The sequence below is a fragment of the Dyadobacter sandarakinus genome, assembly GCF_016894445.1.
GTDB lineage: Bacteria > Bacteroidota > Bacteroidia > Cytophagales > Spirosomataceae > Dyadobacter > Dyadobacter sandarakinus.
Genome location: NZ_CP056775.1, coordinates 42137 through 58315 on the forward strand (window position 1 = coordinate 42137; position 16179 = coordinate 58315).

Sequence of the window (16179 nt, forward strand, 5' to 3'; positions counted from 1 at the left end):
TGCAAATATCCCGGCGCTTCCGCCGGGATATTTGCATTTTACATAACTACCCCTTTTTTCGGCAGTATCTTTTCGGGAATTTTCGGTGCATCGATCATCTGAAGAAGGTTGATTTCGATGGTTCTGGAAAGCGTGGTCATGGGAATGTCATTCGGGCCGTTTTCAAACGGATTCTGCATGATGTACGCGATCCACTCTACATAAAAGAACAGGAAGGAAATGGTAAAAGTGACCGGAATTGAAATCCGTCCGATGCTTTCCACCAGGCCCATAGGAAGGATGAGCGTAAAGATGAATATCACAAAAATGACAAAGAAGCTGTACTGAGTGGGAAATACCGTGTTTTTGATACGCTCGCATTTTCCCATCGCATCACATAGCCGCTGCACGGTAGAGTCTATGTTTTGGTAAAGAAGGGTTTCGAGCTTTCCCGCCCGGTTCAGGTCCGACAGCTTAAACTGGATCAGGTTCAGAATCGCATTGGGAATATTGTCCTGCCTGGAAATGTAATCATGTTCTTCGGCATTCAGATGAAGATCTGCATACACCAGTACTGCCTCCTTCCGCAAGCTGTTGGTAAGCGCATAGCACCAGGCAATCTGCAGATGTGCAATGTTGGAAATGAGTTCTTTCTTCTCCTTTTCTTCTGTTGTTATAAATGCACTTGCCTGCCTCACGAGCGTGCGGCTGTCATTGACGATTGCTCCCCATACTTTTCTTGCTTCCCACCACCGGTCGTAGGCCGAGTTGGTCCTGAAACCCAGCAGCAGCGAAAGTGCGGTGCCTAAAATCGTGATAATGGAGACCGGAAATGAAAGGAAATGCCAGTTTTCGTAAGTATAGAGGTAGAATACGAGGGTCGAGTAAATGGTTACCGCCAGTACACCGGCCCAAATGCCCTGCAGGAGGCGCCATATCGAAAATACCTGTTTGACGTACATAGGAGCGGAAAATTTTCGGAGAATGTCCGTAAAAATTTGTTACCTCCGTCTATAGCGGCCTGCGAATTTTTAAACTGTAATAAAAAAGCGCGGGACAATGGATATAATTCATCCATTGTCCCGCGCTTTTTATTGCTTGGGAAATCAGGCAGGTACTTCCACTGAACCGGGGTTTTCATCTACCGGATGTTTTTTCTTGGTCACCAATTTTTCAATGGCTACAAAGAGTACCGGCACTACGAAAATTGCGAGGGACGTAGCCGCAAGCATACCTCCGAATACCGTCCAGCCGATCGTTTTCCTCGACTCGGCCGCTGCGCCGCTTGCAAAGGCAAGCGGAAGTACGCCGAGGATAAAGGCGAGTGAAGTCATGATAATGGGCCGCAAACGAAGCTGTACCGCTTCCAGCGTAGCCTTGACCACTTCCATGCCGCTATCCACCCGCTCTTTGGCAAACTCAACGATCAGGATCGCATTCTTGGCAGCAAGACCAATCAGCGTGATCAGACCAATCTGCGCATAGATGTTATTGGACAGATTAGGCAGGAACGTCAGGGTTAAAATTGAACCGAACGCACCTATAGGTACTGCAAAGAGTACCGAGAACGGGATAGACCAGCTTTCGTAAAGTGCCGCCAGGAAGAGGAACACGAAAACAATGGATATCGCGAAAATCGTTGTAGTACTATCACCGGCCTTGATCTCTTCACTACTCATACCCGAAAATTCATAGGAATATCCTGCAGGCAGCTTGGCCGCTTCTTCCCGCAGCGCGGTGATCGCCTGGCCGCTGCTGAATCCGGGTTTTGGTGTTCCGTTGATCTCGACAGACCGGTAAATATTATAGTGGGAGATCAATGCAGGGTTTTCCACAACTTTGGAAGTGACCAGCGCACTCAGCGGGATCATGTTACCCTGGCGGTTGCGGACGTAAAAGCTCTGGATCTTTTCAAGCGACGATCGGAAAGTACTGTCCGCCTGAACCATCACGCGGAAGTTCCGTCCGTAGAGGTTGAAGTCATTGACATAGGAGCTACCCAGCAAAGTGGACAGCGAGCTGAACACGTCATTCACCTGCACACCGAGCTTTTTGGTTTTATCCCGGTCTACATCAATCTGGTAACTTGGTGTTCTTGCATTGAAAAAGGTATAAGCCATTGCAATCTCGGGGCGTTTATTAACAGCACCCAGGAAGTTGCGCACCACACCTTCAAACTGCTGAATGTTGTCGGTACTGGTTGACTGCTGCAACTGGAATGTAAAACCGGAGGTGGCACCCAGACCCGGGATTGCCGGCGGCGCAATGGCCAGTACCCTCGCTTCCTTGATGTCGGCGGTACGTTTCTGGATTTCCTTGATCACAGCCTGTACATGGTGTTCCGCACCTTTACGGTCTGCCCACGGTTTCAGGTTGACAAACATGGTACCCACGTTGGACTTGTTGGAAAAGCTGATGATGTTCAGCCCGGCCAATCCACCCACTACCCGCACTTCGGGAATGGAAGATACGCGCTGCATGATGTCTTTGATCATTTCCACGTTGCGGTTTGTGGAAGTGGCTTCCTGCATTTCGTAGGTAACATACAGGCGGCCTTCGTCCTCGACCGGGATAAAGCCCGAGGGTTTATTTTTAAACAAAAAGAAAAGACCTACAAAAAGGCAAACCATCATGACCAGCACCAGCGGTGTGGCTTTGATCCATTTGGCAACGCCGCGGGTATAGCTGTGCGCTACGCGTTCAAACCAGCGGTTGAACCTGTCGAAGAATTTTTCAAGCCAGTTTTTCCGGTCATTCTCATCTTTGGTAGGTTTCAGCATGATCGAGCACAATGCAGGCGTCAGCGAAAGTGCCACAAAGGCCGAAAGCAATACCGAAATGGCAATCGTAATCGCAAACTGCTGATAGAGCCGGCCCACAATACCAGGCACAAAGCTTACCGGAACAAACACCGCAGCCAGGATCAATGCAATGGCAATTACAGGACCCGAAATGTCTTTCATCGCCTGGACCGTTGCATCCTTCGGAGACATTTTCTTTTCATCAATATAATGCTGAACTGCCTCGACAACCACAATCGCATCATCCACTACAATACCGATAGCAAGTACGAATGCAAACAACGTGAGGGTGTTGATGGTAAAACCAAACGGGATAAAGAAAATGAAGGTACCGATCAGTGATACCGGGATCGCAAGGATAGGGATGAGCGTTGCACGCCAGTTTTGCAAAAACAGGAAAACCACAATCACCACAAGCACCATTGCTTCTGCAAATGTGTGCAGTACCTCCTCGATGGACACCTGTACAACCGTGGCAGTTTCTGTAGGTACCACGTAGTCAATGTCTTTTGGAAAGGTCTTCTTCATTTCCTCCAAAGCCTTCATCACGCCTTCATAGGTGTCAAGTGCATTAGCACCCGGTGCCTGGTAGATCAGTACGAATGCAGCCGGTTTACCGCTTACAAATGCATTTACGCCATAGTCAAACTTTCCAAGCTCCACGCGGGCCACGTCGCGGAGGTACACCACGCTGCCTTCTTCAGGAGAGGAGCGAACAATGATATCTTCAAACTGCTGCTTGGTATTCAGGCGGCTGTTGGTCAGTACGCTGTATTCAAAGCTTTGCTGATTGGGCTGGGGCGTACCACCGATCGTTCCCGCTGCTACCTGAAGGTTTTGCTCCGACAGGGCCGCTGAAATATCCGACGGCGTCATCCGGAGGCTGGCGAGCTTATCAGGATTAAGCCAGATCCGCATACCAAAATCGTCTGCACGCGAAATGATATCACCTACACCTTTCACCCGCTGCAATGCATCTTTCAGGTAAATGTTGGCATAGTTACCGATAAACTGCGCATCGTGCGTACCCTTGGGCGAGTAGAGGGCGAGCGCAAGCATGATACTCGGCTGCCGCTTTCTTACGGTAAGTCCAAGTCTTTTTACCGCATCCGGCAGCGTCGGTTCCGCCACACTTACGCGGTTCTGAACGTCGAGGGCGGCAATGTTTACGTCAGTACCCACATCAAACGTTACGTTAATGCTGCTTTGTCCGCTGCTGGTACTGTTGCTGGACATGTAGGTCATGCCCGGCACACCGTTAATCTGGGTTTCAATGGGCGTTGTCGTGGTCTGCTCCACCGTCTGGGCATCCGCACCTGTAAAGTTGCCGGTAATGGATACCGTGGGCGGGGTTACATCGGGATATTGCGCCACCGGCAGAGTGGTAAGGGCAATAATCCCGACCAGCACCAGCACAATCGAGGATACGATAGCTGTTACGGGTCTTTTTATAAAAACGTCTGCAATCATTTTCTACGAGTTATTATAAGTTGGTAGGATAGGAGGGATTACTTTTTACTTTCCTGTACCACTGCGCCCTCCCGGAGGTTTTGTACCCCTTCTACCGCAAATTTTTCTCCTTCTTTCAATCCTTCTTTCACAATGATATTGGCTCCGATCGCAGTACCCAGCTCCACGCGGCGCTGGCTGACCTTACTGCTGTCACCCAGTACATACACAAAGAATTCACCCAGCTGCTCGGTTACAGCCTTATTAGGAATCACGATAGACTTGGCGGCGGCATTGTTCAGCACCCGCACGGTTCCTGTCATACCTGCACGCAGCTGATTATCCTTGTTCGGGAAAATAAGACGTGCCTTAATAGTACCCGTCTGCGGATCCACTGCACGGTCGAGCAGCGCAATTTTTCCGTTTGCAGGATACACGTCCGTGCCGAATTTCAATGTGAATGTGGAATCATTGGCTTTCTGACTCTTCATCAGGTTCGTAAAGCGGTAAATTTCCTTCTGGTCCACATTGAAATCCACAGCAAGCTGCGTGTCGGTGGATACGGTGTTCAGAACAGTTTGTCCTGCCGAGATCGGCGCGCCTACTTTCACGGCAGAAATGCCGATCACCCCGTCAAACGGTGCAACTACCTTAGTATAACGAACACTCGTCTGTACTGCCTGGATATTTGCTTTGGCGGCTTCAGCCTGTCTTTTGGCTACTTCGAGCGCCGCATCCGCATTGTCCACGAGCTGCTTGGCAACTGCATCATTTTTTTCAAGTTCATGGTAGCGGTCAGCATCTTTCTGTGCCCGAACGAGGTTGGCTTCCTGCACATTTGCATTGGCCACGGCCTGGTCGTAATTGGCAGTATAAAGCTGAGCATCAATGGTATACAAAAGCTGGCCCTTGCGAACCCGGGATCCGTCCGTAAAATGGATGCCGGTAATAAATCCGGTCACCTGCGGGCGGAGTTCAATTTCGTTCAATGGTACGATGGTACCGGGATATTCGTCATAGTAGCTTGCTTCTGCGGTCTTAGCCACTTCCAGCGCTACCGGGATGGCTTGCGGGCCTGCGGGTTGCTGCTGCTGGTTTTTGTTGCCGCAGGCGTAGAGTACCAGTGCGGTCAGAACAACTGAGTAATATTTCATGGTATTTAAAAACATATCATCCTGTATTTTCAGATTAATAATTCATTTGGCCAAGGGCCCGCTGTACGTCGATCTTGCTGGCAAGTACCTGGTACAATGCATTGTAGTAGCTGATGCGCGCAAGCCGCAGGTCAGTCTCGGAGGTTACTACTTCCAGGTAGGTTTTGATACCTGATTTGTATTGAAGCTGCAATACATCGTATACTTCCCGGGCCAGATCCACATTTTCCTTCTGCGCAAGTAAGTTGGTCAGGTTGCCTTTGTAGTTGGCCAGTGCGGTGGCATACTCGGAATTTACATTCATCTGCAATCCCTTGATATCCCAGTCCACGCGCTTGATCTGCCACTCGGCCTGGCGGGTATTGGCCTTGCGTTTTCCACCCTGGTACAGCGGCAGGGACAGTGTAAACAAGCCGAATGAGTTGGGATAATTGGTCCCGTAGAGCTCGGAAAACTGGTTGTTCTGGAAATTCAGGTTATAGGCTCCGTTCAGCGACAGGTTGGGCAGGTAGCTCCATTTGTTGTACTGTAGATTTGCTTCCAGTAATTTTTTCTGTGTGGCAAGAAGCTGGTATTCGATTCTTCCTGTAAAATCAGCCGTCTGCAGGGTATCCAGGGTGATTTCGCGTTCCATCTGCAGGGTATCATAGCTGATCTCCAGCGCTTGATCCACCGGATAGCCCATCAGGGTTTTCAGGTATTCTGTTTTGGCTTTCAGTATTTCCTCATTGGCTTTTTTGTTCGCTTTCGTATTGTTCAGCGAAATCGTCGCGCGCTTGAAGTCGATCTTGTCAGCAACCCCGGCCTTGTATTGATTTTCAGCATCGCGTAGACTTCTTTCCAGTCTGACGATATCCTCTTCGGCCACGTCGATCTGCTGTGAAGTAGCCAGTACATCGTAAAAAGCTTTGGATACATTTACCGCAATGTCGGTTTTGTTATAAGAGGTGTTCTGGCTGGCCTGAAGGAGTACGTCTCTGCGCGTACGGTTGGCCAGCAGCACATCCCGGTTGAAAATCTGCTGTGACAATGTAAACTGAGCAGAAGAAATGTTTTTGACACCCAGCTTTACAGGATTGCCGGCGATAATGCTGGTTTGCACGATAAAGTTGTGCTGTAAATTGTAGTTAGCGCTGATCTGCGGGTACCAGTCAGCCAACCTGCTGCGTACCTGTTCATCTGTAATGCGCTCATCGATCAGCGACTGCTGGATCACCGGCTGGTGTTTCAGGGCGTAGTCAACTACCTCCGGGAGGGTTGCATTCTGTAGGGTAGGTGCATCTTTGGTGCCTTCCCTGATATCCTGCGCAAAAACAGGACAAAATGAAACGAATAGGAGGAATGCCGAGCTAAGCGCCAAACGCATTGTTTTTTGTGGCTTAGACCAATAATTCATGTAAAACTTATTTTTGGATAGATAGAATGTAAACCGACGGGTCACCGGCTGGAACCTGGGAGGAACACCACGTCAGCTGTCAGTCGGAATGAATGAATAGTTAATCCAGGATGAGCTTGGATCGGAGGAAAACGACATAAACCGGGTCAGGTTAAATTAACTGAAAAAATCGGTGACATGTCAATGGTATTACCATTGCACGTACCGATCCATACTTTGCAAAGCATTAATAACCCGGAATAGTTTCATATAAAGTCCTAAAAAATGGCTTAAAATATATGAATTCTTGAAAAAGGATAAATTTTTAAAAGAATAGTACCTCTTGACAGGATAGTACCCGACGTCAATCATTTATGTAAAAAATGATTATGTAACCGCTGGTACATACATTGGTACTAAACAACGTCTCCCTCCTTGGCCGGCTCAGGCGCCAGCTTTTCTATGATCCAGGCAAAGGCAATGACGAGCATGCAGCCGATGAGATTCAGCCAAAGGAATGCGGTAAGGTTGAGCTTGAAGCTGATGATCACGAATATTTCCGCCAGTACGCTTCCCCAGAACACGGCCCGGCTGCCGATGCTTTCGAAATAGAACGCCACCAGGAAAATCCCCAGGATCACTCCGTAAAACAGCGAACCCAGGATGTTGACCGCTTCAATCATACTCCCCAGCCGCGACGCATACTGTGCGACGGCAATGCAGAAAATACCCCAGAAGAACGTGGCCCAGCGCGAAGCCTGTACATAGTCCCGGTTGTCTTCGTCCTTGCGGATAATCCTTTTATAAATGTCTACAATGGAGCAGGATGCCAGCGAGTTGTAGGCAGCGGCCACGGAGCCCATGGAGGCCAGCAGGATTACCGCAATCAGCAGTCCTACCATGCCCACCGGCAGGTAATCGATCACAAAGCGCAGGAAAATGTAATTCACATCGTTGATCTCGCTTTTATTAGCCCGGGAAAGTATTTTAGTGGCTTTTTCACGAACTGATTTTACCTCCGCTTCCATACCCGCAAGTACCTCCCTCGACTGCGCGATCTGCTGTTCATTGTCATCCCGCAGTGCCTGTGTCAGTGTCATTACGTGCCCTCGTTTTTTGCCCTGGATCAGCTCGTGCTGTTTTTCCAGGGCCGCGTATTCCGATGCATATTCGGTGTTGCGTACCTTGTCCACAGCTGTCTGGTCAAAAAACAGGGGCGGGGTTTTGAACTGGTAAAATGCGAACACCAGTACACCCACGAGGAGGATCAGGAACTGCATTGGGATTTTCAGCAGTCCGTTTGTTGCCAGGCCAAGCTTACTTTGCCCCTGCGAACTGCCGGTCATGAAGCGTCCTACCTGCGACTGGTCTGTCCCGAAATAGGATAACTGGAGAAAAAAGCCGCCGATAAGCCCCGACCACACATTGTACCGGTTGTTGAGGTCGAACGTAAAGTCAATCAGATTAACCTTGCCCATTTTACCCGCTACATGCAACGCATCCGTAAACGAGACATCTGCGGGCAGGTATGAAACAACCAGGTACCCTGCCACCACCATCCCGATCGTGATGATGGCCATTTGCTGCTGATGGGTGTACGACACAGCCCTGCTGCCGCCTGCAATGGTATAAAGCATTACAATGCCGCCGGAAATAATATTTGTCCATGTAATATCCCACCCCAGTATGGCCGACAGTATCAGGGAAGGTGCATAAATGGAGAGCCCGGTTGATAGTCCGCGCTGCAGCAGAAAGAGAAAGGAAGTCAGGGCTCTTGTTTTAAGATCAAACCGTTTTTCCAGGAATTCGTAAGCCGTAAAGATTTTGAGCTGGCCAAACTTCGGCACGAATGTGATGCAGAGGACCACCATCGCCAGCGGCAGCCCGAAGTAGAACTGCACGAAACGCATACCGTCTGTATACGCCTGGCCGGGAGCGGAAAGAAAAGTAATGGCACTGGCCTGGGTGGCCATGAGCGACAAGGTTACGTGGTACCACGGCAGCGACTGATCCGCCAGCAGGAACGAGTCCATCGTGTGCTTTTCCCGACTTTTATAAATCCCGTATGATACAACGAATATGAGCGTAAGCGAGAGTACAATCCAGTCCAGCGGGTTCATTGAAAATGCGTCATGATAAAATAGAAAACGACTATCAGCAGCAACAGGGTTGCGATCATCCATATATACAGCTGTTTCCAGCTGCTGGCAAAAGGCGGAAGACCGTCACGCTCGCGCGGGTCGCTTGGGGAATGGGTCATGGTGGTTGCCGGTGGTTCGGGAAGGATATGAATGCAAGGCAAAAATAGAACGGTTTTTACATTGTTTTAGCATAATTGCAAAAGTGCATCCCTCCGGCTTTCCGGATTGTGTGATCCGGCGGGACAGGACACAACAGGCTAGTTGCCTAATTAATAATCATTTATTTTCAACGAATATTACAATAATCCTAAACCCGTTGCTAGTGAAACGATTTTTCCGTGTGTCCGGACTGCTGCTGCTTTTGATCGTGGGCCGAGTCTGCGCCCAGTCACTTCCACCCATTTTTGAAAAAAACACCCTTGCCCAGAAAGACTCCCGGGTGAGGCAGTACCTGACGCCGACACGCATTGTGTGGATGTCCGACAAGGCCGGTGGCAGTATCGTGGACGCACAAAACCTCCTTCGGCCCGGTATCGGCCAGGCAGATCTGGTACACCGGGATTTTTGCAAAATGATCAGTACTGCTGATGTACAACCCGGTATCCTGCTGGATTTCGGGCGGGAAATCCAGGGCGGCATTCAGCTCGTCACCGACCAGCCTTCGGACCAGCGGCCCATTCGCGTACGCATTCGCTTCGGAGAGTCGGTGAGCGAGGCTATGTCAGATATTGATACGGTGCAGGGGGCGACCAATGATCATGCCATGCGTGACTTTACGGTACAGGTACCCTGGCTTGGGGTGATGCAGGTGGGTAACTCCGGCTTCCGGTTTGCCCGGGTAGACCTCGTTGATCCCAATCGTGAACTGCAGTTGAAGGAAGTAAGAGCCATTTTCGAGTACCGCGACATTCCTTATCTGGGGTCATTCAAAAGCAATGATGAGCGCCTGAACACCATCTGGAACACCGGTGCTTATACTGTCCACCTCAACATGCAGGAATTTCTCTGGGATGGCATCAAGCGCGACCGTCTGGTGTGGGTAGGGGATATGCACCCGGAAGTAACGACAATCAATGCGGTTTTTGGTAAAAATGAAGTGGTCGCCAAAAGCCTCGATCATGCCCGCGACATCACACCGCTGCCCGGCTGGATGAATGGGATTAGTGCTTACTCCATGTGGTGGGTGCTCATTCACCGTGATCTGTACAAAAATCAGGGAGATCTTGAATACCTCCGCAAACAGCAGAAGTACCTGGTAGCCCTGCTGGATCTGCTGATGTCAAAAACGAGCGATAACAAGGAAAAGCTGGATGGTACCCGCTTCCTCGACTGGCCGTCGAGCGAAAATCCCAAAGGCATTCACGCCGGTCTTCAGGCCATGATGGTGATGACGCTCGAAGCAGGCAGCGAGCTGTGCACGATACTGGACGAGCCGGGACAGGCTGCCAAATGCAGGCAGGTTGCCACCCAGATGAAAATGTACGTACCCGACGCAAATGGTTCCAAACAGGCCGCCGCACTCATGGCCCTGGCAGGTATGATCCCTGCTGAAAAGGCAAATGCAGACGTGATCGCACAGGGAGGCTGCGAGCGGTTTTCTACATTTTACGGCTACTATATGCTGCAGGCAAAAGCCAAGGCAGGAGACTATGCCGGCGCTATGGACTGCATCCGGACATACTGGGGTGCAATGCTGGACATGGGCGCAACCACTTTCTGGGAGGACTTTGACCTGGCCTGGACAAAAAACGCAGCTCCGATCACCGAGCTCGTGCCCGATGGCAAAGATGATATTCACGGCGACTTTGGGGCATATTGTTATAAAAAGCTTCGTCACAGCCTTTGCCACGGCTGGGCATCCGGGCCTACTTCGTGGTTGACCGAGCATGTGCTGGGTGTAAGCGTAGTGGAACCCGGCGGCAAAACCATCCGCGTGCAGCCTCACCTCGGCGACCTTCAATGGGCTGAGGGTACCTATCCGACACCTGCGGGAATTGTGAAGATCAGGCATGAAAAACAGGCCAACGGTTCGGTCAAGTCCACCATTGATGCTCCGAAAGGCATTAAAGTATTACGGTAAATGCATGTGTCCACGATGATCCTGATGAAAACTGCGCTCTTGCTACTCCTCTTTTTTTCTGCTGCATTTGTCCGGGCCGAGGGGCTTACACCATCATACCTGCGGTGTGAGTACAAGGTCGACCCCGTTACTGACGAGCGATATCCGCGCCTGAGCTGGGAGCTCACGTCTTCCGGAAATGACCAGCATCAGACAGCCTATCAGATTCTTGCAGCTTCGTCCATTGCGAAGCTTGCTGCGGGCCGGACCGACCTCTGGGACTCGGGCCGTGTGCCATCGGCAGCTACTTTTCAGGTTGGTTACAAAGGTAAGCCGCTGGCATCCCGTCAGGTTTGCTACTGGATAGTAAGGAGCTGGGATAAAAACGGAGTTGCCGGGCCATGGAGCAAGCCGGCATCCTGGGAGATCGGACTCCTGGATAAAAATGAATGGAAGGCGCAATGGATCGGACTGGATATGGATCACCTGGGGAAAGGTCCGAAATACCATTTGCCGCCCGCACCTTACCTGCGCAAGGAAATCAGGATCAAAAAGGGAGTCAAAAAAGCGCGGCTTTATGTTACGGCGCTTGGATTGTACGAGTTTTCGATCAATGGTAAAAAAACCGGCGATGCGCATCTGACACCCGGCTGGACCGACTACGATAAACGCGTTTACTACCAGGTGTATGACGTGACCTCCGACCTCAAACCCGGCGCCAATGCATTGGCCAGCCAGCTTTCCTACGGCTGGTATGCGGGCTACCTGGGCTACTCGCTGTTGGTAGGCAATCCAGTGGTACGTGCATTCTATGGTAAAGTTCCGGTACTCAAAGCCCGGCTTGAAGTGGAGTATGAGGATGGAAAAAAGGAAGTAACCGTAACTGACCAGAGCTGGAAAGTAAACCAGGGAGCCTTGCTGGAGTCAGACCTTCTGAATGGGGAAACGTACGATGCCCGCCTGGAACATTCCGGCTGGCAGCAGCCTGGCTTTCATGATCAGAGCTGGAAACCGGCACAGGTATTTCCGGACAAAGCCGGGAGGAAAGTGGAGGTATACCCCGGTCCTCCTGTTAAAGTTACCCAGATGCTGGCTGTGAAAACCATATTGCCACGCCCTGGCGGGAGCTACATATTTGATTTTGCCCAAAACTTTGCAGGCATAGTACGCATTCAGGTCAGGGGAGAGGCGGGTGATACCATCAGGTTACGTTTTGGTGAAAAGCTACATCCCGACGGCCGGCTTATGACAGAAAACCTGCGGATGGCCCGGGCAACTGATACCTACATTTTAAAGGGTGATCCCAAAGGAGAAACCTGGGAGCCCAAATTTACCTTTCACGGATTCCAGTACGCAGAGGTGTCCGGCTTGCGCAACAAGCCCGATCATGCCACACTGACGGGACTGGTCATCGGATCGGATACACCTAAAACGGGTACGTTCGAGACAGACAACGCGATGGTCAACCAGCTTTACAGTAACATCGACTGGACGCAGCGTGCCAATTACATTGATATACCCACAGATTGCCCCCAGCGCGACGAGCGTATCGGCTGGACGGGCGATGCCCAGGTTTATGTCAAATCGGCCACTTTTAACCGGGATGCTGCTTCTTTTTTTACCAAATGGACGGTCGATCTCAATGACGGGCAATACGAAAATGGCGCATTCCCATTGTACGCACCGCGACCTGATCTGCGTAAAACGGACACCTTTTCACCCGGATGGATGGAAGCCGGCATTATTTGCCCGTATCAGATTTACCGTGCCTATGGTGATACGACCCTCATCCGGAAAGGTTGGCAAAACATGGTGCGCTTTATGGACTTTCTTGAAAAAAGAAGCCAGGGCGCTTACGTTTTCAAGGAGAATGCATTTGCTGATATTGATCCGAAGGGAGGGTACGGCGACTGGCTTTCATTTGGTAAAAAAACGCCCCCGGATATGCTCGCTTCCTTTTACTACTATTACTGCGCCGACCTGATGAAAGAAATGGCGGCCGCAATCGGTCAGGAGAGTGACCTGAAGAAATTTGAGAAAACAGCAGGTGAGATCCGGCGCGCTGTACTCGCCCACTACTCGGATGGACAGGGACGATTCAAATGCGACTCAGCAGCATATGGTGACGGGGCGGGGTATGTAGACGGTTCCCTCGGCTTCACCGGCCACACACAAACCGCCTATGCAAATGCCATTTACATGAACCTGCTCGAAGGTACGGCCCGGGATCGTGCCGGTAACAACCTGGTGGAGTTGCTTCATCAAAATAATGATAAACTCGGTACGGGTTTCCTGGGTGCCAAGCCCCTGCTTCCGGCCCTGTCTGCAACCGGCCACTCCGATTTGGCATACCGCCTTTTCCTGAGTAAAGCTTTTCCATCCTGGGGTTTTGAAGTAGAAAATGGCTCTACCACGATCTGGGAGCGATGGGACAGTTACACGAAGGAGGATGGATTCAAGTATAACGCGGCCATGAACTCGTTCAGTCACTATGCATTCGGGGCGGTTTGTGAATGGATGTTCGGGAATGCTGCGGGGATCAAAGCTACCAGGGCAGGCTTCACGGAATTTGACATTCAGCCCGAAATCGCGCCTGATCACCCCGGACGTGATGGCATCCGTTCCTTGAAAGCTTCATTGCGCACAATGAGCGGAGAGATCGTCTCCGCCTGGCAAAAAGAAAATGGAAAGCTGGTTATGCACGTACAAGTGCCTGTTAATACAAAAGCGAGGCTGTTTGTACCTGCTGCTGATGATACCGGCATCCTGATCAATGGACAGCAACTGTCAAATGCTCCGGGCATTCATCAGGTTGTCAGAGAGAAGGATTTTGTAGTGGTTTCGGTTGGTTCCGGCAACTACACCATTAACATCCGGCGCTGATATTCGGCAGTATCGCTCCGCATTTGCCCGAAAATCAAGGAGAAATATAGTGCTGTAACCTTATTGCTGTGCCGTGACAGACAATTGTTCCAGGCAAGTGATCAGGCTGTCGCGCCAGTAGGGAACATCCAGGCCGAGCGTGTTTTTGATTTTAGTTTTATCCATCACCGAAAATGCAGGCCGTACCGCCTTGGTTACGTACTCAGAAGTTTTCAGGGGTTTGACACGCACCTGCGTTTCACTAATATCAAATATGGCCCTCGCAAAGTCATACCAGGAAGTAACACCTTCATTGCTATAATGGTAAATGCCGTAAGCCATACTTCCGGAAGTAATGATATGCAGAATGGCAGCCGCCAGATCAATCGCATACGTAGGAGAGCCTACCTGATCAACGATCACGCCCAGCTCGTCCCGCTCCCTGCCTAGGCGGAGCATGGTTTTTACAAAATTGTTACCGAATTCGGAATACAGCCAGCTGGTGCGGATGATAAAATGTGCGGGTAATAATGCTGCTACTTCTTCTTCTCCTTCGAGCTTGGTCAGACCGTAAATATTTTCGGGCTCCGCAGGATCAGTTTCCGTGAGCGGGCGGGCAACATCACCCTTAAAAACAAAATCCGTAGAAATGTGGATCAGGGTTGCGCCGTGTTTCTGACAGGCCCTGGCAATGTTCGCTGCTCCGTCGCGGTTGACCTTGCGGCAGATTTCCTGCTCATCTTCGGCTTTGTCCACCGCGGTATAAGCCGCGCAGTTTACCACATAGGCAGGCTTTTCAGTTGAAAGCAATAAGTCGAGCGCAGCCTCATCCAGGATATTGCTGGTTTGCTCCGGCGGAAACACAATTCCTTCAATGCTTTTATCCGAGGAAACCTTTCTGATACAATTACCCAATTGTCCTGAGGCGCCGAGAATTACTGTTTTCATTCTGATGATTGTAAGTTTCAGTGAACGCGAAAATAGAGAAATGATCTGCTGTAAAGAAGTTCGCGTTCTAAAATAGTGTGTAAAGACATTTAAAACTAATTCGTACTAATCTTTTGTGAAAAAAGTGAAGTGTCGGGATGGTAATCCGGCACTTCCCATGCTGTGCAGCGACTTTATACTACAATTTTCCCGGCCTCCGGAAGTAGAGGAAGGAAGCTGCCGCTGCTGCTGCGACCAGTACAACCACTGCAATCACGGGCAGCTTGTAGGAAAGGTTGATCATTTTCAGCATGCGGTCCGACACAAAGGCCATTTTGCCCCAGAGTCTTGTTTCGTGGAAAGCATTGTACAGCAGGGTGCCGGCTGCACCGCCGATCGCGCCGATCAGCAAGCCGGATAGGAGGGGATATCTGGATCCGTTGTTCAATTTCGTAACAGGAGAGGGTTCCAAAACTTTGTCTTTCTGGTATTCCTTTGCACTATTCATATGCATGTGGCGTATTGGTAAAGTTTGATATTGGAAGGTGATATTAGTAACTAGTTTGGGTAATTTTTTAGAAAATATTCTACAATGTGAATCTAATATTAATTATGTTTGCTGTTACGGAATTCCACCGTCAAAGCCCTATATCAGCGTTAATAATATTCATCATTTCCGACCCATGCTCAGTGCACAAAGTACCACGCTCAGCCCGACTGCATTCTTAAAGAACATTACCGGCCACAAAGTTTTAAATTTTGCCTGTTTGCTGCTCATTCCGGCCCTATTTATTTTGTTCGATTACTCGGCCGGCCGGGAGGTGGTTTGTTCAGGCATGATACTCAACAAGTATTATGTTCCCGAACGCATTCACCTGACCAAGGTTACCGAGCTGGACCAGGACGGCCGGCGCACTTCCCGCCTGACTTCCGAAACGGAACCCGCTTCCTGGGAAATTCTTACACAAACCAGGTCCGGTGAAAGCCTGCGCCTGAAATGCCAGCGGGATGTATATTATGCCAAGCTGGTCGGAGAACCGGTGGAATACATCTCAGTCCGGGGTTTTCTGACCAACTGGGTATACAGATACAGCGAAATTACATCTTCGGTTCAGGTGCCTTCGGACAGCCGGTAGCTGCCGCCGGGTTTGATACAGTGTGGTAGTGCTGAAAGGTATAAAATTGTTGTTCCCGGCTGTGCGGATAGCCAGGTGGCGGATGTCAGCAATCGGACCGGCCCAGGTTACTGTGGGTTGTACCGGTGGAATAAAGATATTCACAAGCAGGTCAATTTAGCCAAACATTCTCCGAAAATTTTAGCAAAAGGCACTTTTCTGTCGTAATCTTCCTCTATAAAAAGCTTGCTCAAACTACTTGGGTGAGCTTTTCTGCATTTAATTTTAAAGTTTTTTTATAAACTTTTCAGGACTGT

General features: G+C 50.1%; 10 protein-coding genes. 3 read left to right on the forward strand and 7 right to left on the reverse strand.

Annotated features, from left to right (window positions below; genetic code table 11):
• Positions 1 to 38: 38 nt before the first annotated feature.
• The 5 genes from HWI92_RS00185 to HWI92_RS00205 all read right to left on the reverse strand — a co-directional run bounded on the left by HWI92_RS00185 (position 39) and on the right by HWI92_RS00205 (position 8878).
• Positions 39 to 941 (reverse strand): bestrophin family protein, encoded by a 903-nt coding sequence (locus HWI92_RS00185; protein ID WP_204660201.1) that lies wholly within the window; start codon positions 939 to 941, stop codon positions 39 to 41.
• Positions 942 to 1085: 144 nt separating this feature from the next.
• Complete coding sequence (locus HWI92_RS00190) at positions 1086 to 4250, reverse strand: efflux RND transporter permease subunit (protein WP_204660202.1); 3165 nt, start codon at positions 4248 to 4250, stop codon at positions 1086 to 1088.
• A gap of 38 nt (positions 4251 to 4288) precedes the next feature.
• Entirely contained in the window at positions 4289 to 5383 is a 1095-nt protein-coding gene (locus tag HWI92_RS00195) for an efflux RND transporter periplasmic adaptor subunit (RefSeq protein WP_310589503.1), read from the reverse strand.
• A 34-nt stretch (positions 5384 to 5417) separates the two neighbouring features.
• Positions 5418 to 6779 (reverse strand): TolC family protein, encoded by a 1362-nt coding sequence (locus HWI92_RS00200; RefSeq protein ID WP_204660204.1) that lies wholly within the window; start codon positions 6777 to 6779, stop codon positions 5418 to 5420.
• 395 nt (positions 6780 to 7174) lie between these two features.
• Positions 7175 to 8878: a sodium:solute symporter family protein gene (locus HWI92_RS00205; RefSeq protein ID WP_204664126.1), complete on the reverse strand. Its 1704-nt coding sequence runs from the start codon at positions 8876 to 8878 to the stop codon at positions 7175 to 7177.
• 343 nt (positions 8879 to 9221) lie between these two features.
• Here HWI92_RS00205 and HWI92_RS00210 point away from each other — a divergent pair, with 343 nt between their 5' ends.
• Positions 9222 to 10979, forward strand: a complete 1758-nt coding sequence (locus HWI92_RS00210) for an alpha-L-rhamnosidase-related protein (RefSeq protein WP_229248636.1) — start codon at positions 9222 to 9224, stop codon at positions 10977 to 10979.
• 24 nt (positions 10980 to 11003) lie between these two features.
• The gene (locus HWI92_RS00215) at positions 11004 to 13841 is read left to right on the forward strand and encodes a family 78 glycoside hydrolase catalytic domain (RefSeq protein ID WP_204660205.1); all 2838 of its coding nucleotides are present in this window, start codon (positions 11004 to 11006) and stop codon (positions 13839 to 13841) included.
• A gap of 60 nt (positions 13842 to 13901) precedes the next feature.
• Here HWI92_RS00215 and rfbD read toward each other — a convergent pair whose 3' ends face one another.
• The gene (rfbD, locus tag HWI92_RS00220) at positions 13902 to 14768 is read right to left on the reverse strand and encodes a dTDP-4-dehydrorhamnose reductase (RefSeq protein WP_204660206.1); all 867 of its coding nucleotides are present in this window, start codon (positions 14766 to 14768) and stop codon (positions 13902 to 13904) included.
• A gap of 178 nt (positions 14769 to 14946) precedes the next feature.
• Positions 14947 to 15261 carry a hypothetical protein gene (locus HWI92_RS00225; protein ID WP_204660207.1) on the reverse strand — a complete coding sequence of 105 codons (315 nt, stop codon included), beginning with the start codon at positions 15259 to 15261 and terminating at the stop codon, positions 14947 to 14949.
• Between the two features lie 169 nt (positions 15262 to 15430).
• Between HWI92_RS00225 and HWI92_RS00230 the strand changes: the two genes are divergently transcribed.
• Entirely contained in the window at positions 15431 to 15883 is a 453-nt protein-coding gene (locus tag HWI92_RS00230; RefSeq protein WP_204660208.1) for a hypothetical protein, read from the forward strand.
• The last annotated feature ends 296 nt before the right edge of the window (positions 15884 to 16179 follow it).

What these genes read in the sequence shown, in the direction of transcription:
- HWI92_RS00185 (WP_204660201.1), bottom strand. Translation starts at nt 941, where the DNA reads ATGTACGTCAAACAGGTATTTTCGATATGGCGCCTCCTGCAGGGCATT.
- HWI92_RS00190 (WP_204660202.1), bottom strand. Translation starts at nt 4,250, where the DNA reads ATGATTGCAGACGTTTTTATAAAAAGACCCGTAACAGCTATCGTATCC.
- HWI92_RS00195 (WP_310589503.1), bottom strand. Translation starts at nt 5,383, where the DNA reads ATGAAATATTACTCAGTTGTTCTGACCGCACTGGTACTCTACGCCTGC.
- HWI92_RS00200 (WP_204660204.1), bottom strand. Translation starts at nt 6,779, where the DNA reads ATGAATTATTGGTCTAAGCCACAAAAAACAATGCGTTTGGCGCTTAGC.
- HWI92_RS00205 (WP_204664126.1), bottom strand. Translation starts at nt 8,878, where the DNA reads ATGAACCCGCTGGACTGGATTGTACTCTCGCTTACGCTCATATTCGTT.
- HWI92_RS00215 (WP_204660205.1), top strand. Translation starts at nt 11,004, where the DNA reads ATGAAAACTGCGCTCTTGCTACTCCTCTTTTTTTCTGCTGCATTTGTC.
- rfbD (WP_204660206.1), bottom strand. Translation starts at nt 14,768, where the DNA reads ATGAAAACAGTAATTCTCGGCGCCTCAGGACAATTGGGTAATTGTATC.
- HWI92_RS00225 (WP_204660207.1), bottom strand. Translation starts at nt 15,261, where the DNA reads ATGCATATGAATAGTGCAAAGGAATACCAGAAAGACAAAGTTTTGGAA.
- HWI92_RS00230 (WP_204660208.1), top strand. Translation starts at nt 15,431, where the DNA reads ATGCTCAGTGCACAAAGTACCACGCTCAGCCCGACTGCATTCTTAAAG.